This is a genomic window from Verrucomicrobium sp. GAS474, from assembly GCF_900105685.1.
Lineage (GTDB): Bacteria > Verrucomicrobiota > Verrucomicrobiia > Methylacidiphilales > GAS474 > GAS474.
On the sequence record NZ_LT629781.1, the window covers coordinates 3,276,656 to 3,295,817 of the forward strand.

Below are 19,162 nucleotides of genomic sequence, written 5' to 3' on the forward strand. Positions count from 1 at the left end.
ACGTTCCAAATAAATCAAAAAAGAAACGAATCTTATGAGCAACAGACTGAAAGACAAAGTGGCCCTCGTCACCGGGGCCAGCTCCGGCATCGGCCGGGATACCGCCAAACTCTTCGCCGCCGAAGGGGCGAAGGTGGTCGTCGGCGCGCGCCGGGAAAGCGAACTCGCCACCCTGGTCGCCGAGATCGAGGCGGCGGGCGGCCAGGCCGTCGCCCTCGCCGGGGACGTGAAGTCGGAAGCCTACGCGCAGGCCCTGGTCGCCCTCGCCCTCGAGAAATACGGCCGCCTCGACGTCGCCTTCAACAACGCCGGAACCCTCGGCGAGCTGGGGCCGACCATCGGGGTTTCCGAAGCGGGCTGGAACGACACCCTCGCCGTCAACCTCACCAGCGCCTTCCTCGGGGCGAAGCACCAGATTCCCGAGCTGATCAAGGCCGGAGGCGGCTCCCTCATCTTCACCTCGACCTTCGTCGGCCACACCCGCTCCTTCCCCGGCGTGGCAGCCTACGCGGCGAGCAAGGCCGGGCTGATCGGCCTGACGCAGACCCTCGCCGTCGAATACGGGGCTCAGAAGATCCGGGTGAACGCCGTCCTCCCCGGCGCGATCGACACCCCGATGTTCCGCGAGAAGAACGACACCCCCGAAGCCCAGTCGGGCCTCGCGAACATGCACGCGCTGAAGCGGGTCGGGCAGCCCGAGGAGCTGGCCAAGGCGGTCCTCTTCCTCGCCTCGGATGATTCCTCCTTCGTCACCGGCACCGCCTCGCTGGTCGACGGCGGCCTCTCCGTCCAGTAACTCTCCCTGCCCTCCAACAAAAACGCCTTGCTCCCCGGAAGGGAAGCAAGGCGTTTTGCTTGGAGCGGACAGGTCTTAGACCTTGGCGGGCGTCGGCGCCGGATCGACCCAGCGGCCGTTCTCCTTGATCAGGTCGACGAGGCGGTCGACAGCCTCGGCCTCGGGAATATTGAACTTCACCGGGGTCTTGTTGATGTAGAGGTTGATCTTGCTCGGCGCGCCGCCGACGTAGCCGAAATCGGCGTCGGCCATCTCGCCGGGGCCATTCACGATGCAGCCCATGACGGCGATCTTCACTCCCTTCAGGTGGTTCGTCGCCGCGCGGATCTTGGCCGTCGTCGTCTGGAGGTCGAAGAGCGTCCGCCCGCACGAGGGACAGGCGACGTAGTCGGTCTTGAAGATCCGGTTCCCCGAGGCCTGGAGGATGTTGTAGGAGAGGCGCAGCGCGCCGCCCGCGCCCGGCTCGCCCCGGACGAGGATCGCGTCGCCGATGCCGTCGCAGAGGAGGGCGCCAATCGTCGTCGCCGCAGTAAGGAGAGCCTCCAGCGGGTCGGGCTGGGTTCCTTCGGCGGGCGGGTTGAAGGTGTCCTTCAGGAGGATCGCGTGGCGGGCCGGGATCTTCGCCGCCAGGTAGCGGAAGGCGGCGATGGGAGCGTAGGGGGTACCGTCCTTGATCGTGACGAAGCGGGGCTCCTCTTCCTTCTCGAGGAACTCGAAGGCCTTCGCGTCGGTCAGGTCGACCTCGATGACGCCCGACTTCTCGTAGACGATCTCGGGCGCGATGTCGCCGAAGGTCTCGTTCGCCGAGGCGAGGAGGTTGAAATTCTTCTCCGGGACGACGACGCGGATCGTCTCCCCGCCGCCGAGGGCGAAGTCGCCGACCTTGATCGTCTTCGAGGCGCGGCGGGTGTAGGTGAAGGGATCGAAGGAGAGCGCGGGGGAATCGGGGAGCGGAGGGAGCGCGGCGAGCTTCGCCACCTGGGCCGCGAGGGCCCGGCCGACAGGGATCTCCCGGATGCTGTCCTCGGTGAGGGAAACGCGGAGAGTATCGCCGATGCCGTCGGCCAGCAACGCGCCGATGCCGATGGCGCTCTTGATGCGACCGTCCTCGCCGTCGCCCGCCTCGGTGACGCCGAGGTGGATCGGGTAGTTCCAGTCGGGCCCGAGGGAATCGAGGGTCGCGACGAGGAGGCGGTAAGCCCCGATCATCACCTTCGGGTTCGACGACTTCATCGAGAAGACGAAGTCATTGTAGCCGAACTTCCGGGCGGCGCGGGCGTATTCGAGGGCGCTCTCGACCATCCCCTGCGGGGAATCGCCGTAGCGGTTCATGAGCCGGTCGGCGAGGGAGCCGTGGTTCGTCCCGATCCGCATGGCGATCTTCCGCTCCTGGCAGAGGCGGACGAGGGGCTCGAAGCATTCCTCGATCCGGGCGATCTCCTCGGCGTACTGCTCGTCGGTGTAGTCGCGGACGTTGAACTTCTTCTTGTCGGCGAAGTTGCCGGGGTTGATGCGGATCTTGTCGACCCACTTCGCGGCCTCCATCGCGGCCTCGGGCTTGAAATGGATGTCGGCGACGATCGGGACGTTGATCCCCTTCGCGGCGAGCTCCGCCTTGATGTTCTGGAGATTGGCGGCGTCCTTCACCGTCGGCGCGGTGATGCGGACGAGGGAACAGCCGGCGTTCGCGAGGTCGGTGGTCTGGCCGACCGACTTCGCCGTGTCCATCGTATCGCAGGTGATCATCGACTGGACCCGGATCGGGTTCGCCGCGCCGAAGCCGATTCCGCCGACGAGGACCTCGCGGGTGAGGCGGCGCTGATAACGATAGGGATGGGGAGTGTGCTTCATGCTTCTTTAGCGGACGGAACGGTTTTTGATTAAAATAAACGCCAAATGGCCGGGGCTCAAGGCTTAGGTTGCGCGGGCGCGGAAGGGGTCGCGGGGGCGGCTGCGGGCTCCGGGGCGAACTTCATCTCCGAGGGGGCGGCCTCCTTCGCGTGCCGCTTCCAAGGCAGGTCCTGGAGGTCGAAGAAGGTGACGTAGGCGAGGAAGCCGATGACGACGGCGGCGCAGGCCGAGTTCACGAACTCGAGTGTCCGCAGGGAGAGCGGCCTCCGGCGGATCGCCTCGATGACGGCCATCACGATGTGGCCGCCGTCGAGGATCGGGATCGGGAGGAGGTTCATGATCGCGAGGTTGATGTTGAGGAAGACGCTGAACCAGAGGACCAGCCGCCAGCCGTCCTGCGAGACGAAGAGGATGTAGAGGTAACGGAGGATGCCGATCGGTCCGCTGAGGTGCTGCGCCCCGATGCCCGACTTCGGCGAGAAGACCGAACCGAGGGTGTTCTTCATCGAGTCGACCGTATCCCGGACCTGTTCCAGCGGCGTCGGGAAGATGAGTCCCATCTTGCCGTGCGGGTCCCAGACGAGGCCGATCCGGTATTCCTTCTGCCCGACGGGGATCTCCGGCGTCATCGAGATCGTCTGGGGCTGCTTCTCCCCTCCCCGCACGACGACGAGGCGGAGTTCCCCGGGATGGGCCGCCATGTAACCGCCGAGCGCCGCCGTCGAGAAGAGGCGCTCGCCGTTGACGGAGACGACCTCGTCGTTCGCCCGGATGCCGGCCCGGGCGGCGGGGCCGCCGGGGAAGACCTTCGCCACGATGGGAGTGATCGCGGGCCAGATTTCGATCTGCCGGAGCGCCTTCCGCTGGAAGACGCTCCCCTTCGGGATCTCGGGAACGACGTCGAAGCGGAGCGGGGCGGCCTGCCCGGGGCGGGCGACCTCGAAGGCGATCGTCTCCCCCTCGCTGCTGACGATCCGCCACGTGATCGACGTCGCCTTCATCCCGGAGAAGCGGTCGACCGGGTGGCCGTCGATCGAGAGGATCTTGTCCCCCGCCTGCAACCCGGCGCGGGAGGCCGGGGAGTTTTCCTCGACGTAGCCGACCACCGTCGTGCTGTCGCCCTCGCCGAGGGGACGTCCGACGGCCCAGACGAGGCAGGAGAAGACGAGCGCGAGCCCCATGCTGAAGAGCGGCCCGGCAAAGGCGACGATCGCCTTGTCGAGGACCGAGATCGGGGGAAGGTTCTCGCGGGCGATATCGCCGCCGGCGCCACCCCCTTCGATCGCTTCCATCGGGGCCATCTGCGGCAGGGCGACGTAGCCGCCCGCCGGGATCGAGCCGAGGATCCAGTCAACCCCGCCGATCCGCTTCTTCCAGAGCGGCTTGCCGAACCAGAGGGCGAACCGCTCGATCACCAGCCCCCGCCACTTCGCGGCGAGGAAGTGGCCGAGCTCGTGGACGAAGATGAAGAGGTTGAAGGAGAGCAGCACCTCCGCCAGCACGACGAGGGGCTGGGCGGTGCGGAAATACCAAGCCACCCCGGCGGCCAGCGCCAGGGCGATGGCGATCTTGAGCCAAAAACGGAAAGTGAAGCGTCCCATATTAAAAAAGAAAAAATCAGGCCTTGGCCAGGGATTGGAGGGCGGCGTACCCGCCCGCCTCGACGCGGACCCATTCGGCGGCCGCCTGCCGGGCCCAGCCGTCGGCGGCGATGAGGGCGTCGAGCGAGGGGGTCGAAACGAGCGTGTGGCGGTCCATCACCGCCTCGACGCAGGCCGGGATCTCGTCGAAGCGGATCGTCCGGGCGACGAAGGCGTCGACGGCGACCTCGTTCGCCGCGTTGAAGACCGACGGCAGCGTGCCGCAGGCCTCGCCCGCCTGCCGCGCGAGGCGGAGGGCCGGGAAGCGGTCGGCATCGGGGGCCTCGAAGGCGAGGGAGCCGACCTCGGCGAGGTTCAGCGGGCGGAGGCTGTTCGGCAGCCGCGCCGGGTAGGTGATCGCGTACTGGATCGGGAAGCACATGTCGGAATGGCTGAGCTGGGCGAGCTGCGAGCCGTCGACGAACTCGACGAGGGAATGGACGATGCTCTGCGGATGGACGACGACGTCGACCTGCGACATCGGGACGTCGAAGAGCCACTTCGCCTCGATCATCTCGAGGCCCTTGTTGAACATCGTCGCCGAATCGATCGTGATCTTCCGGCCCATCGTCCAGGTGGGATGCTTCAGTGCCTGCTCGAGGGTGACCTCGCGGAGGGCTTCCTTCGCCGTCTTGCGGAAGGGACCGCCCGAGGCGGTGAGGATGAGGCGGCGGACATGCTTCGGGGTCTCTCCGTGGAGGCACTGGAAGATCGCGTTGTGCTCGCTGTCGACGGGGAGGATCGGGACGTTCTTCCGCTTCGCCGCCTCGGTGACGATGGCCCCGGCCATGACGAGGATTTCCTTGCTGGCGACGGCGAGTTCCTTGCCCGCCTCGATGGCGGCCAGCGCGGGATGGAGGCCCTGGGTCCCGACGATGGCGACGAGGACCATGTCGGCCCCCGTGACCTCGACCAGTTTGATCAACCCTTCGGCCCCGGCATAGCACTCGGTCCCGACGGGGAGACCGGCCTTGAGTTCGGGGAGACCGGCCTCGTTGAAGAGGGCGACGGCCTTCGGGCGGAATTCCCGGGCCTGCTCGGCCAGGACCTTCGCGGAGCTGGCGGCGGCGAGGCCGACGACCTCCATCCGGTCGGGCAGATCGCGGGCCACCTTGAGGGCGCTCAGGCCGATCGAACCGGTCGAGCCGAGGATGAGAACTTTCTTACGCATGGATAGGAAAAATCAGGAACAAATTAGGAACCCTTAGCGTAGGGAGTTCCCGCTTGATTACCATGCAAATCCGACCCGGAACTGGACGTAAAAATAGAAGACGGGGGCGGTGAAAAGGATGCTGTCGATCAGGTCGAGGGCGCCGCCGATTCCGGGGATGAACCGGCCCGAATCCTTGATTTGGGCGTCCCGCTTCACGACCGACTCGGCCAGGTCGCCGACGACGCTCGCCAGAGCCAGCAGGGTGCCGAGGCAAACCCCGTCCCAGAGGCCGAAATCGGGGAGGCCTTTCGGGAAATAATGGATCAGGAGGACGCTGATGACGACCGAGAGGGCGACCCCTCCGGCAAACCCTTCCCACGTCTTCCCGGGGCTGATCCGGGGGATCATCTTGTGCTTCCCCGCCAGGCTCCCGGCAACGAAGGCCCCGGCGTCGCAGAACTTCGTCACCGCCAGGAGGTAGAAGAGGATGAACGCCGTCTGGTAGGTCGCCCCCGGCCAGAAGGCGAGGCGGGCGAAGAAGGTGAAGAGGAACGGGATGTAGAAGAAGCCGAGGAGGGTCAGCGCAACGGTGACGATGGGGGTCTCGAAGGCCTCCTTGGAGAGGACGACGCGGACGAGGACGCCGATGGTCAGGAGGACGAAGATCGCCTGTTCCAGCAGGTCGATCCGGGCGATGTATCGGGGCGCGCCGATCAGGATGATGCCGCAGCCGACGTAGAGCAGGAGGCCGCAGAAGACCCCCCAGCGCCGGAAGACGCGGAGCTTCTTCTCCCGCTGGATCTGATAGAACTCCCACTGGGCCAGGAGGCCCGAGACGGAGAGAAGAACCATCGGCCAGAGCTTCGAGCCCGAGAGCAGAATCCAGAGGACGATGCCCCAGAGGAGGAGCGTCGAGAAGCCGCGGCGGAGAAGGACGGAACGGGAAACTCCCATAAATTCCCCTCCCCTATACCTTACCGAAGCGCCGTTGTCTCCCCGCATAATCGGCGAGGGCGGCGAGGAACTCCGCGCGGCGGAAATCGGGCCAGAGGGTCTTCGTGACGTAGATCTCGGTGTAGGAAAGCTGCCAGAGGAGGAAGTTCGAGAGACGCATCTCGCCGCTGGTCCGGATCAGGAGGTCGGGATCGGGGTAGTAGCGGGTGTAGAGATGGTGGCTGAAGGCGTTCTCGTCGATCTGCGCCGCGTCGAGACGCCCTTCCTGGACCTCCCGGATGAGGGAGCGGACAGCCTCGACGATCTCGACCCGTCCACCGTAGCTGAGGGCGAGGATGAGGGTGAGGCCGGTGTTCTCCTTCGTCGCCTCGATGCTCTTGTGGAGCTGGGCCTGGACCCGCTTCGGCAGATCGTTCAGGCGGCCGATGGCGTGAAGGCGGACGTTGTTCCTGTGGAGCTCGGGAACCTCGTTCTTCAGGAACGACTCGAGGAACCGCATGAGGGTCGCCACCTCGGCGGCGGGCCGCTGCCAGTTCTCGACCGAGAAGGCGTAGAGGGTCAGGAACTCGACCCCGACCTCGCTCCCGACGCGGACGATCTCCCGGACCGACTCGACCCCCTCCCGGTGGCCCATCGCCCGAAGCATCTTCCGCGAACGGGCCCACCGCCCGTTGCCGTCCATGATGAGGGCGACGTGGCGGGGGATCTTGCTCTTTTCGGGGGCGGATGCCATGGGGATGTTCCGTCCGCTGGAGGGGAGTCCGGTTAAACCCAGAGCGTCGCCTCGCGGCGGGGGCCGACCGAGGCGATGGTCAGCTTTCCGCCGGTGAGATCGCCGATCGCCTTGAGGTAGTTCCGGGCCGCAAGGGGGAGCTTCTTGTATTCGCGGATCTTGCTGGTGTCGCTCTTCCACCCCTTGAACGTCTTGTAGACCGGCTTCACCGCGTTCCACTCGGCGATGTCGGCGGGGGGGTGGGCGAACTTCTTGCCCTTGATCTCGTAGGCGGTGCAGACCTTGATCTCGGCGAGCGAGTCGAGGCCGTCGAGGTTCGTCACGGCGAGTTCGTCGAAGCCGTTCACCAGGCTGGCGTAATGGGTGGCGACGGCGTCGAACCAACCGCAGCGGCGGGCGCGGCCGGTCGTCGCGCCGAATTCCCGGCCCATGCCGTGGAAGAGATCGCTCAGTTCCTCGCTCTCGGTCGGGAGGTTCCCCTCGCCGACGCGGGTGGTGTAGGCCTTCATCACGCCGACGACGCGGTCGATCCGGTGAGGCGGGACGCCGGAGCCGGTCGAGGCGCCGCCTGCCGTCGTGTTCGACGAGGTGACGTAGGGATAGGTGCCGAAGTCGATGTCGAGGAAGGTTCCTTGCGCGCCCTCGAAGAGCATCTTCTTCTTCTTCGCCAGGGCCTCGTGGAGCCAGACGACGGTGTGGGTGACGTAGGGGCGGAGGACCTTCGCCGCGGCTTCGTAGTCGGCGTGCGTTTCCTTGAAGGGGATCGCCTTGCCGCCGAGGGCCTTGATCGCGATGTTGTTCGTCTCGATCCGCTCGGCGAGCTTGTCCTTGAACTTCCGGGCGTCGAGGAGGTCGACGAGGCGGAGGCCGACGCGGGCGGCCTTGTCGCCGTAGGCGGGGCCGATGCCGCGCTTCGTCGTCCCGATCTTGCCCTTGCCCTTGCGGATCTCGCGGAGCTCGTCGATGGCGCGGTGGTAGGGGAAGACGAGGTGGGCCATCTCGCTGAGGAGGAGGCGTCCGGCGGTCTTGAAGCCGCGCGATTCGAGGCCCTTGATCTCCTTCACGAGGGAGACCGGATCGATGACGACGCCGTTGCCGATGACGCAGGTCTTCTTCGGCCAGAGGATGCCGGAGGGGATGAGGTGGAGGATGTACTTCTCCTCGCCGACCTCGACGGTGTGCCCGGCGTTGTTCCCGCCCTGGGAGCGGACGACGATGTCGACGTCCTTCGTCAGGACGTCGATGATCTTCCCTTTTCCTTCATCGCCCCATTGGGCTCCAACCAAAATCGTGTTCATGGCAATAGTCTGATGCGCGATCGGCCCGGCCTAGCGGCGGCCGATGCTGTGGTATTCGAATCCGAGGGCGGCGACCTTCGCGGGGTCGAGGAGGTTGCGGCCGTCGAAGAGGAGGTTGCTGAGGGCGCGCTTCCGCATCGAGGCCCAGTCGAGGTCGCGGAATTCCTTCCACTCCGTCGCCACGACGATGACGTCGGCCTTCTCGGCGACGTCCTCGCCCCTGGAGACGATCTCGAGGCGGGGCTCGATTTCCTTCGCCTTCTCCGCGCCCTGCGGGTCATAGGCGATGACGTGGGCCCCTTCCTTCAGGAAGATCTGGGCGAGGTCCATCGCGACGCTGTTGCGGACGTCGTCGGTGTTCCCCTTGAAGGCGAGGCCGAGGAGGCCGACCCGCTTTTCGCGGAAGACCCAGAGGCTGTCGCGGATCTGCTTCACGAAGTGCTCCCGCTGGTCGTCGTTGATCCGGGAGACCTCCTTCAGGAGGCCGAAGTCGTAGCCGAGATCCTCGGAGATGCGGATGAAGGCGGAGAGATCCTTCGGGAAGCACGAGCCGCCGTAGCCGATGCCCGCGTTGAGGAAGGCGCGGCCGATGCGGTGGTCGGCGCCCATGCCCTGGGCGACCATCTCGACGTTCGCCCCGGAGGCCTCGCAGATGCGGGAGATCGCGTTGATGTAGGAGATCTTCAGCGCGAGGAAGCTGTTCGCGGCATGCTTGATGAGCTCGGCCGAGTTGAGGTCGGTGACGAGGATCGGCGCGCCGAAGGGGGTGTAGAGCTCCTTCATGATGTTCCCGGCCTTCTCGGTGTCGGCGCCGACGACGACGCGGTCCGGCTTCATGAGGTCGGCGACGGCGGAGCCTTCGCGGAGGAACTCGGGATTGCTGACGACGTCGAACTCGACGCCGCCCGAGTTGTAGCGGGAGATGGTCTGGCGGACCTTCTCGCCGGTCTTCACGGGGACGGTGCTCTTGTCGACGACGACGCGGTAGTCGGTGATGACGCCGGCGATCTCGCGGGCGACCTTCTCGACGAAGCTGAGGTCGACGCTGCCGTCGGGCTGGGGCGGCGTGGGGACGGCGATGAAGACGACGAGGGCGTTGTCGACGCCTTCCTTGATCGAGGTCGTGAACTTCAGCCGCCCGTTGGCGACGTTGCGGACGATCATCTCCTCGAGGCCGGGCTCGTAGATGGGGATCTTCCCCGCGCGCAGGGCGGCGACCTTATGCTCGTTGTTGTCGACGCAGATCACCTCGTGACCGACCTCGGCAAAGCACGTTCCTGTCGTAAGACCAACATAACCCGACCCGATAATGGCTAGCTTCATAAAAAGACGAAAAGTAGGAGGTTGCGACGAAAAACGGCGTCTGAAAAGCGTTATTCCAGAAAGGCTGCCGCACGCTTATTCGGAAACGCGGATGCTCGCGTTGGGGAAGGCCTTCAGCGTGAAGCTCAGGTAGACCGACTGCTCGCTCTCGCTGTTGCGGTTGTTCCGCTCCGAGAGGGTCAGGCCGATCTGCCAGGAGGAGAGGTCGCGGTAGATGGTGTAATTCTGCTCGCTGAGGTGGCTGTCCGTGGTGTCGAAGGCGTGGAAGGTCTGGAACTGCCAATGCTCGTTCAGGCGCCAGAAATTCTTCACGTAGATGTTGTTCGAGTTCTGGATCGGCAGGCCGTAGATGTCGACGGCGGTGACGTTCTGGAGGAGGCGGTCGCCGACGGTGAACTGGTAGGAGCGGTCGGGCTGCCAGGAGATGCTCTGGTCGTACATGTCGTAGCTGTTCCCCTTCGTGTCGATCGCCGCGCGGGAATCGAAGTGGAGCCAGGGGAAGGGCCGGATCGTGAGGTCGCTGTAGGCGTGGCTGAGAGTGTCGGAACGGAGGATCTGCTCTTCGTCATAATGCCGGGTGAGGTTGACGTCGGTGTAGAGGTCCCAGTCGAGGAGGTCCCAGTTCTTCCCGTCGCGCTTCGTCTGGATCTTGTTCCGGACGCCCTCGCGGAGGACGACCTGGCGGTCGATGGAATCGACCGAGTTCCAGCCGGGGAAGCCGAGGGGGTTGGCCCAGGTGTTCGCCACCCGGTCGTCGAAGCCCCGGACGAGGTCGCGCCCGGCGGTGGGGAGGATCGCCTCGGCGTTCATGTAGGGCTCGACGACATGGCGTAAGCCGTCGACGGCGAGGCCGGGGACGTTTGCGTCGTTCCAAGTCTGGGAGAGCTTGAAGGAGAGTTCCTCGCCCGCGTCGACGACGGCGCGCTGGGCCGAGTCCTGGACGTGGTCGGTATAGAGGCCGTTGTTGTCGTTGCTCCACGCCGTCCCGCGGAACCCGACGTGGGGGGTCGAGTTCAGCCAGCCGAAGAACTGCTGGGGCAGGGAGAACTGGTGGTAGGTGTCCCAGCGGTAGGCGCTGTAGTTCTTCGGACGGACGGCGTTGTAGTAGGTCTGGTTCGAGAAATTCTGCTGGAAATTGACGACGCTCGCCTCGCCCTGATACTGGACGCGGCTGCCGAAGAGGCTCACCGGCTTCAGGTCGAGGCGGACCTCGGGGGCCCGCTCGGTGCCGTCGAAGAAGCGGTTCGGCTGGAGGCGTCCGAGGACGGAGACCTCGAAGTTCGGCGTCCACTGGGTGAACTCGACCGTGTTGTCGGGCATCCGCTCCCCGGCGAACTGGTTCCGGTAGAAGTCCTCGGTGATGTAGGGATCGCTCCAGACGTTGGCGTTGATCTTGCCGGTCAGGCCGTCGGAAACGGGGAAGATCTCCTGGAGGGCGAAGAGGTAGCGGTCCCGCCCGATGGGGGAACGGGGAATCGAGGTCGGGTTCTCCTTCGAGTCGTCGTCGTTGACGGAATAGGCGCGGAAGAAGCCGCTGCCGTCCTTGGTCGGCCGGAACTTGAAGTCGACGCCGCCCGCCTCGCCCCGGCGGGAGCGGTAATCCTCGTGGAAGGCGACCTGGAAGTCCTTGCTCACCCGCCAGTTCACGGTCGAGAGGAGCTCGACGCCGAAGCGGGAATTGGTGCCGCCGCGGAAGCTGACCGTCGTGTCGTTCGACTGGAGGTCCTGGTAGAAGAAGGGCATCCACATCACCGGCACGTCGCCGACGTAGAAAACGACGTTCTTCAGGACGACCCGGTCGTTGGGATAAATCTCGATCGTGTGGGCCTTGATGCGGAAGCCGGGATTGGTCCGGTTCTCGGTCGTCACGTAGCCGTCGGTGATCTGGTAGTGGTTGTCGTCGGGGGTGGAGACTTTCCGGCCCGCGCCGAAGACGGGGAAGGTGGCGAGGGCGAAGTCGGTCGACGTCACCGCGTGGGTCTCGAAGTTGTAGCTGATGTGGTCGCCCCGGTAGAGGCGGGGGCCGGTATAGATGCGGACGTTCCCCTCGGCCATCGCCGTCTTCGTCTTCGAGTCGAAGACCACCTTGTCGGCGTAGAGGATATCGCCCCCGTAACGGACGATGACGTTGACGCTCGCCGTCGCCAGCCCGGCGATGAAATTCGTCTCCCCGTCGGCGGTGATTTCCATCGGGATCGCCCCCGTCGGGACGGCCGGCACACTGGGCAGGGGGGAAAGGGACGTCGATGCGTCGGGGCCGACCCCCGCTTCCTGGGCCGAAACCGGCCGCTCAGGAAGCGCGAGTCCAAGGCACAAGCCTATGACACAGAGGATCGAACGAGCCCTCATTCAGAGGACATTTGATAGCAGGGGGCGTAAAAAGTGCAAAAGAATTACACAGAGAGCTGAAATAAATTCTTCCCCCGCTCTTTTCCGATCGAAGCGAGTGCTTCCTTGTATTCGTTAAGCGAATACTTTCCAGCCACTTCGGCCTGGAAAATCCCTTCCCGGAAGCAATCGGCGACCATCGCCTCGGCCTCGGCGAGCCGGGCCGGGCTCACCCCCTTCAGCCAATGGGTCAGCCAGAAACCGCGATAGGTCATCGCGCTGAAGATCAGCGCCCCGTTGGAGACCTTCACCGGCTGGCGGCTCATCGCCCCATAGGTCACGTGGACCCCGCCTGGGGCAAGGAGCTTCGAGACCAAGGCGGCGCTCTCCCCGCCGACGGCGTTCAGGCCCAATAAAGCTTTCCCCTTCCCCATCTCCTCCCGGATCGCCCCGGCGTCGGCCCCCTCGGTGACGGCGACCACGTCGGCCCCGAGCGCCTTCAGGAGGGGGATATCGTCGGCCTTGCGGACGAGGTTCACTGTCCGCAGGCCGAGCTTATGGGCGAGGGCGATCACCTGCCGCCCCACCGCCGAGGTCGCCGCGTTCTGGACGATCCAGGCCCCCGGCTGGAGGGGGACGATCTCGTGGAGGAAGGCCCAGGCCGTCAGCGGATTGATATGGAACATCGCCGCCTGCTCCGGCTTCAACCCCTTCGGGAAGACCCGGAGGTCGGCGGCGGGGGCGACGAAGGCTTCCCGCCAATTCCCGAGTTGGCGGGGCGCGGAGACGAGGTCCCCTTCGCTCACGCCCTCGACGCCCGGACCGACCTCGACGACCTCCCCCGCCCCTTCGAGCCCCGCATGGGCGGGGAGTCCCGGCTTCAGGCCGTAGGTCCCCTCGATGTAGTTCAAGTCGGAGGGATTGATCGGGCTGGCGATCATCCGCACCTTCACCTCGCCCGGCCCGGTCTCCGGGAGGGGCTCCTCGATCAGCTGCAAGACTTCCGCAGGAGGGCCGAACTTCTCGAAAACGAGGGCGTGGGTGCTTTTCACCCGGGCAGGATGCCACTCTCCTTGCCCCAAAGCAACCGATCGGATACCGTAGTCCGTTCGCATGGAATACCTTCTCGACCATCTCCCCCCCGCCTGGGACCTCGGCCCCGGCCAGCCCGAGTACCGGCGGAAGCAGCTCGTCGAGTGGGTCTTCGTGAAAAAGGCCTCCTCCTTCGAGGCGATGTCGAACCTCCCCGCCCCGATGCGGGCCCACCTCGCCTCCCGCTACAGCCTGACGCCGATGACGGCGGCGAAGATCCAGGGCTCGAAGGACACGACCCGGAAATTCCTCTGGAAGCTCGAACGGGGCGACTTCATCGAGAGCGTCCTCATTCCCGCCAACGTCGATCTCTTCGGCGAGCGTTCCGCGCGGCAGACCCTCTGTGTCTCGAGCCAGGTCGGTTGCGCCTACGGGTGCAAGTTCTGCGCCAGCGGCCTCGACGGCTGGAAGCGCCACCTCTCCCCGGCCGAGATCGTCGGCCAGATCATCGAGGCGGAGCGGGTCGCCGAGTCCCGGATCGACAACCTCGTCTTCATGGGGATGGGGGAGCCGATGGCCAACTACGAGAACCTGATGCAGGCGATCGAGATGATCAACTCCCCCTGGGGCCTCAACATCGGGGCGCGCCACATCACGATCTCGACGAGCGGCCTCGTCCCCCAGATCGGGATGCTCGCCGCCCAGCCCCGGCAGCTCCGCCTCGCCATCTCCCTCCACGGGGCGAGCGATCCCGTCCGCTCCCAGATCATGCCGGTGAACCGGAAATACCCGATCGCCGCCCTCCTCGACGCCTGCGAGGACTATGCGGGGAAGAAGAGCCAGTTCATCACCTTCGAGTACATCCTGATCGAGGGGGTGAACGACGCGCCCGAGGAGGCGAAGCTCCTCGCCCGCCATGCCCGCCGCGTCCGGGCCAAGGTCAATCTCATCCCCTACAACACCGTCGAGGGCCTGCCGTGGAAGCGCCCCTCCGACGCGGTAATCGAGGCCTTCGCCGCCCATCTGAAGGGGGCCGGGTGCACCGCCACCGTCCGGCACGAGAAAGGCCACGACATCGACGCCGCCTGCGGCCAGCTGCGGCTGCGGGAAATCCAGTCGGCCTAGGGCCGGGAACTTCCTCCTACTTCAGGAGGAAGAGCTCGGCCCCGTTGCGGACGCAGTGGGGGATCTTCACGCCGAAGAGGCGGACCGGCTCGATGCGGGGATCGTTCTTGTAGGCGTCGTAATAGGTCAGGCTGACGGCGTTGACGACCCAGACCCGCTTCTGGCCGTGGCGCTGCTCCGGCGTCAATTGCTGCCACTGCGCATAATCGAAATCGGTGAAGACCGAATCCCGGGCGTTGGGCGGCAGCCGGTAATCGTACAGGTAGCGGAGGGCCGACATGTCGATCTGGATCAGGTCGGGCGGCTCGGCTTCCAGCTCCTGCCGGATGGCGGCGAGGTTGGCCGGATTCGGCGGCTTGCAGAAGATCCAGTTCACGATCTGCCAGCAGGCGAGGAGGTAGAGGCCGCAAACCGCCGCCGTGAGGCCGACCGCGACCGTCCTCCGGCCGAGCTTCCAAGCCCACCCCGCCACGGCGACGGCCCCGAAGCAGCAGATGAGGTCGAAGAGGGCGAGCCCCGCCGAGGAAACGGCGATGCCCCGCACGATGAGCCCCAATGCCAATAGCACCGCCCCGAGGCGGAGCGAGAAGGCCACCTTTCCCGGGCCGTCGCCGGAGCGGGCGAATTCCCGGTAGGCCGAGACGAGGTAGCAGGCCGCCCCGGTGAAAAAGAGGGCCGGGAAGACGACCAACCGCAGGAAGATGCCGGGGGAGCGGAAAAGGTTGTGGAGGTAGATCGATCCGAGGAGGTTGACCGTGTCCTCGGCGTTCCCCTTGAAGTTCGTCCAGAACGGCTCCAGGTGGAAGCCGATCATCGCCAGGAAAAGGAACCCGGTCACCGCGCCCGCCACGGCCAGCCGCAGCGCCAGGGCCCCCCAGCGGGCGTTCCGCAGGGCCCGGTCGGGAAGGAGGAAGCCCTCGGCGAAGCGGTAGAGGAAGAGCGGCAGCGCGAGGACGCCGAGGAACGGCAGCGTCGCGACCGAGGCGAAAATGAGGAGCGTGCCCGCCAGCTTCCTCGGCCCCCCTCCCCCGGCCTCCATCCAGGCCCCGACAGCGAACAGGGCGAAGCCGCAGAGATCGGGCCGGAAGCCCCGCGTCGGCAGGAGGATGACGAAGAGGAGGGCGGCGACGGCCTCGGTCCACGTCGGCAATTTCCAGCGGCGGATCCAATAGGCGAAGGCGAGGGTCACCGCCGCGCCGCAGGTCGACATGAAGAAGAGGAAACTCGCCGTCGTGACGCCGAACACCTTCAGCCAGCCGCCGAGGAGGTAGGCGTAATAGGGCGGGTAGCAGGAATGGCCGCCGAACCGCTCGAGGTAATAGGCCGACCACGGAATCATCGGCCCATGGCCGTTCGCGACCTCGATGGCGGGGGCCCCGTAACAGATGTCGTCGAGGAACGGGATCGGGAAATCAAGGAAGGCGAGGACGAACCAGCCCGCGACGAGCGCCCACGTCAACCGACCGGAAGGCCAACTCCTCACGCCTTCCCACGAGAGACCCATACTACTTCAGCTGGCTTTCGAGCTGGGAGATCTTGTCGCGGAGGCTGGCGGCCTCCTCGTACTTCTCCTCGGTGATCGCCTTCTGGAGATCCTTGCGGAGGTCGCGCATCTGGTCGGCGAAGATCCGCTGCTTGGCGAAGCGGGTCGGAGCCTTGCCCTTGTGGCTCGTCCCCTTGTGCATGTCCTTCAGGATCGTCGCGAGACCCTCGTTGAAGGTCTCGTAGCAGGCGGCGCAGCCGAGGCGGCCCGTCTTCTTGAAGTCGGGCTGGGTGAAGCCGCACTGCGGGCAGATCAGTTCGTCGGGCGTCGCCGTCTTGATCTGGTCGGCCGCGCCGAGGCCGAGGAGCATGTCGGCCAGGGAAAACCCGGCGGGGTCGGAGACCCCCTTTTCCTTGGCACACTTCTCGCAGAGATCGATCTTCTGCATCTTGCCGCCGACGATCTGCGTCAGGTGGACCGTGGCCGTCTCAGTGCAAAACTGGCATTTAAGCATGGCGATAGGGGCTCGCGCGGAGGGGTTTTGCCCCTCCACAGGCCTTAACTATAAATTGCCACACCCGACGTCCGGGTCAATTCCCGAAAACGACGGGTCAGGTCGCCCGAGACCGGGCCGGGCTTGCCGTTGCCGATCGAGCGGCCGTCGACATCGACGACGGGGACGACCTCGGCGGCGGTGCCGGTGAGGAAGATCTCGTCGGCGACGAAGAGGTCGTACCGGGTCAGCATGCTCTCGCGGAGGTCGCGCCCGGCCTGCTTCGCCAGGGTGATGACGCAGGAGCGGGTGAGGCCGCCGAGGGCCCCGGCCCAGATCGGCGGGGTGGTGATCACGCCCTTCTTCACGACGAAGACGTTGTCCCCGGAACATTCGGCGACGTACCCCTCGTGGTTCAGCATGATCGCCTCCTGGGCGCCGGCCTGCTGGCACTCGATCTTCGCCATGATGTTGTTGAGGTAGTTGAGCGACTTCACCGCCGGGCTGAGGGCCGCCGGGGGGATGCGCTGGCTCGGCACCGTGACGACGCGGAGGCCTTCCTCGTAGAACTTCTCGGGGTAGAGCTGGATCGTGTCGGCGATGATGAAGATCGTCGCCTTCGGGCACTTGTCGGGGCTGAGGCCGAGGTTGCCGACGCCGCGGGTGACGACGAGGCGGATGTAGCCGTCGCGGAGGTTGTTCTGGCGGCAGGTTTCGAGGGTCGCCTCGCGGATCTCGGCGAGGGAGAGCGGGAGCTTCAGCAGGATCGCCTTGGCCGAATCGGCGAGGCGGTCGAGGTGTTCCTCCATGAGGAAGACCCGGCCGTTGTAGACCCGGATGCCCTCGAAAACGCCGTCCCCGTAGAGGAGGCCGTGGTCGAACACAGAGATTTTGGCATCGGCCTGATCGTAAAAGGCCCCGTCGATGAAGATTTTCATAGTAGCGTGAGGAATATCCCGAAACATCGATTCCTACTCTTCCCGGGACGGAAAGCGAATCAAAATTACGTTTCCCGGAGCTTCCCCCCCTCGACCACGACCCGGCGGGCTCCCAGGGCGGCGATTTCGGGATCGTGGGTGACGACGACGAGGGCGCTGGAGGCGAATTCGGGCCGGGCGACCCGCTCGGTCAAATAACGGAGGATTTCCCGGCCCGTCTCCCGGTCGAGGCTCCCGGTCGGCTCGTCGGCCAGGATCAGGGAGGGGCGGTTCCGCAGGGCGCGGGCGAGGGCCACGCGCTGTTGTTCTCCCCCGGAAAGCTCGTTCGGCCGGTGCTCCGCCCGCTCGGCGAGGCCGAAGCCCCGGAGGAGGGCGAGGCTCGCCTCCCGGTCCCCCTCCCCCCGGATCACGGCGGGGAGGTCGACGTTCTCGACGGCGGAGAACTCGGGCAACAGCTGGTAGGACTGGAAGACGAAGCCGACCTGCCGCCCCCGCCATGCGGCGATGCGGGCGCGGGACCATCCCCGGGTCGCCTCGCCCCGCCAGAGGAGTTCCCCCGAATCGGGCCGCTGGAGGCCGCCCAGGATCTGGAGGAGGGTGCTCTTGCCCGAGCCCGAGGCCCCGCAGATCGTCAGGAAGTCGCCGGGAGCGATCGTCAGATCGATGCCGGAAAGGACGGGGACGGTGCCACTCCCCATCCGGTAGGTCTTCCCGATGCCCCGCGCCTCGATCAAGGGATTACTCATGACGCAATGCCTCCACCGGGTCGAGACGCGCCGCCGCCAGCGCCGGAATCAGCGCCGCCACCATGCAGATGACGACCGCCGCCCCGGCGATCGCCCCGACCTGGCCGAAGGAGACCTCGGCGGGGAGCGAGGAGAAGTTGTAGACCTCGGGCGGGAAGAGATCGATGCCGAGGCGGCGGCCCATGAAATCGCGGAACGGATTGCGGTAATAGAGCGCGACCGCCGCCATCGCGACGCCGAGGACCGCCCCGAGGCAGCCGACGACGAGGCCGTGGACGACGAAGATCCCGAGGATCTGCCCGTCCCGCGCCCCGATCGCCTTCAGGAGGCCGATCTCCCGGGCCTTCTGGACGGTGATCGTGATGAGGGTGCTGCAGAGGCCGAAGGCGGCGACGATCATGATGAAGAAGAGGATGAAGGCCATCACCGTCTTCTCGGTCGCGATGGCGGTGAAGAGGGTCCGGTTCATGTCGCTCCACGTCCGCGCGTGGATCGGGGCGGGGAAATGGTCGTTGATCCGGTCCCGGACCGGACCGGCGCGGAGCGGATCGGGCACGCGGAGGGCGATGCCGTGGACGCTGCCGTCGGGGAGATTGTAGAGGTATTGGGCCGTTTCGAGCGAGGTGAGGAGGAAGTTCAGGTCGTACTCGTAGAGCCCGGTCTCGAAAATCCCGGTGATGATCAGTTCCGATGGGAGGACGACCTCCTGCGGCTTCCCTCCCTTCGCACTCGTCTTCGTCATCCCCTGGAGCTGCCGGGGGCCGTAGACGGTGACCTTGTCCCCGACGAAGGCCTGGTTCCGCCACGCCCACTCCCGCCCGACGAGGACCGAATCGCCGCGCAGCTCGAACTCCCCGGCGACGAGGTATTTCTTCAACGGCAACACCCGCTCCTCGGCGACAGGGTCGATTCCCCGGAGCATCGGCGCGTTGGTGTGGCCCTGGAAGATGGTGAAGATCGGCCCGGTGACGTAGGGGGCGGCCCCGAGGACCTCCGGCTCCTTCTCCAGTTTGGCGAGGAGGTCGGGGTATTTCTCGACGATCCCCCCCGAGGTGACGACGAGGTGGGCGTTGAAGCCGATGATCTTGTTCTGCAGCTCCCGCTCGAACCCCGCCATGACGGAGAGGACGATGATCAGGACGGCGACGGCGAGCGTCACCCCGAGGACCGAGAGGACCGTGATCGCCGACACGAACGTCCGCCGCGGGCGCAGGTAGCGGAGCGCGACGGAGAGTTCGAGGATCGGCTTCATTTCATGGCGGAGCGGGA

Annotated in this window: 16 protein-coding genes; 2 read left to right on the forward strand and 14 right to left on the reverse strand. The window is 66.0% G+C overall.

The genetic code is table 11. From position 1 onward, the window contains the following. Positions 1-34: 34 nt before the first annotated feature. Positions 35-796 carry an SDR family oxidoreductase gene (locus tag BLU04_RS13805; protein ID WP_093287237.1) on the forward strand — a complete coding sequence of 254 codons (762 nt, stop codon included), beginning with the start codon at positions 35-37 and terminating at the stop codon, positions 794-796. A 75-nt stretch (positions 797-871) separates the two neighbouring features. Here BLU04_RS13805 and ispG read toward each other — a convergent pair whose 3' ends face one another. The 9 genes from ispG to BLU04_RS13850 form a co-directional block, all read right to left on the reverse strand. Beyond that, a complete protein-coding gene (gene ispG, locus BLU04_RS13810) occupies positions 872-2,647 on the reverse strand; it encodes a (E)-4-hydroxy-3-methylbut-2-enyl-diphosphate synthase (RefSeq protein WP_093287239.1) in 1,776 nt (591 codons plus the stop codon). A 56-nt stretch (positions 2,648-2,703) separates the two neighbouring features. Next, positions 2,704-4,248, reverse strand: coding sequence for an RIP metalloprotease RseP (rseP, locus tag BLU04_RS13815; protein WP_093287242.1), 1,545 nt, complete (start codon positions 4,246-4,248; stop codon positions 2,704-2,706). Positions 4,249-4,264: 16 nt separating this feature from the next. Next, a complete protein-coding gene (locus BLU04_RS13820; RefSeq protein WP_093287244.1) occupies positions 4,265-5,458 on the reverse strand; it encodes a 1-deoxy-D-xylulose-5-phosphate reductoisomerase in 1,194 nt (397 codons plus the stop codon). A gap of 57 nt (positions 5,459-5,515) precedes the next feature. After that, positions 5,516-6,394, reverse strand: a complete 879-nt coding sequence (locus BLU04_RS13825; protein ID WP_157895363.1) for a CDP-archaeol synthase — start codon at positions 6,392-6,394, stop codon at positions 5,516-5,518. A 13-nt stretch (positions 6,395-6,407) separates the two neighbouring features. Beyond that, positions 6,408-7,127, reverse strand: a complete 720-nt coding sequence (locus tag BLU04_RS13830) for an isoprenyl transferase (RefSeq protein WP_093287250.1) — start codon at positions 7,125-7,127, stop codon at positions 6,408-6,410. Positions 7,128-7,159: 32 nt separating this feature from the next. Next, positions 7,160-8,425 carry an adenylosuccinate synthase gene (locus tag BLU04_RS13835; protein WP_093287252.1) on the reverse strand — a complete coding sequence of 422 codons (1,266 nt, stop codon included), beginning with the start codon at positions 8,423-8,425 and terminating at the stop codon, positions 7,160-7,162. A gap of 30 nt (positions 8,426-8,455) precedes the next feature. Further along, on the reverse strand, positions 8,456-9,748 hold the full coding sequence (locus BLU04_RS13840) for a UDP-glucose/GDP-mannose dehydrogenase family protein (protein WP_093287255.1): 1,293 nt from the start codon (positions 9,746-9,748) through the stop codon (positions 8,456-8,458). Positions 9,749-9,823: 75 nt separating this feature from the next. Then, positions 9,824-11,968 carry an LPS-assembly protein LptD gene (locus BLU04_RS13845; protein WP_093287258.1) on the reverse strand — a complete coding sequence of 715 codons (2,145 nt, stop codon included), beginning with the start codon at positions 11,966-11,968 and terminating at the stop codon, positions 9,824-9,826. A 173-nt stretch (positions 11,969-12,141) separates the two neighbouring features. After that, positions 12,142-13,128, reverse strand: a complete 987-nt coding sequence (locus tag BLU04_RS13850) for a 2-enoyl thioester reductase domain-containing protein (RefSeq protein ID WP_162274693.1) — start codon at positions 13,126-13,128, stop codon at positions 12,142-12,144. Between the two features lie 61 nt (positions 13,129-13,189). Here BLU04_RS13850 and rlmN point away from each other — a divergent pair, with 61 nt between their 5' ends. Next, the gene (gene rlmN, locus BLU04_RS13855) at positions 13,190-14,233 is read left to right on the forward strand and encodes a 23S rRNA (adenine(2503)-C(2))-methyltransferase RlmN (RefSeq protein WP_093287265.1); all 1,044 of its coding nucleotides are present in this window, start codon (positions 13,190-13,192) and stop codon (positions 14,231-14,233) included. A 16-nt stretch (positions 14,234-14,249) separates the two neighbouring features. Here the strand turns inward: rlmN and BLU04_RS13860 are convergent, their stop codons facing one another. The 5 genes from BLU04_RS13860 to BLU04_RS13880 all read right to left on the reverse strand — a co-directional run bounded on the left by BLU04_RS13860 (position 14,250) and on the right by BLU04_RS13880 (position 19,145). Continuing rightward, positions 14,250-15,737, reverse strand: coding sequence for a hypothetical protein (locus BLU04_RS13860; protein ID WP_157895364.1), 1,488 nt, complete (start codon positions 15,735-15,737; stop codon positions 14,250-14,252). A 1-nt stretch (position 15,738) separates the two neighbouring features. Next, entirely contained in the window at positions 15,739-16,230 is a 492-nt protein-coding gene (locus BLU04_RS13865; protein WP_093287270.1) for a UvrB/UvrC motif-containing protein, read from the reverse strand. A gap of 44 nt (positions 16,231-16,274) precedes the next feature. Next, complete coding sequence (gene ilvE / locus BLU04_RS13870) at positions 16,275-17,147, reverse strand: branched-chain-amino-acid transaminase (protein ID WP_093287272.1); 873 nt, start codon at positions 17,145-17,147, stop codon at positions 16,275-16,277. Positions 17,148-17,212: 65 nt separating this feature from the next. After that, positions 17,213-17,893: an ABC transporter ATP-binding protein gene (locus BLU04_RS13875; protein ID WP_093287274.1), complete on the reverse strand. Its 681-nt coding sequence runs from the start codon at positions 17,891-17,893 to the stop codon at positions 17,213-17,215. Beyond that, positions 17,886-19,145, reverse strand: a complete 1,260-nt coding sequence (locus BLU04_RS13880; RefSeq protein WP_093287277.1) for an FtsX-like permease family protein — start codon at positions 19,143-19,145, stop codon at positions 17,886-17,888. Before BLU04_RS13880 ends, BLU04_RS13875 begins: the two co-directional genes overlap by 8 nt. Positions 19,146-19,162 lie beyond the last annotated feature (17 nt).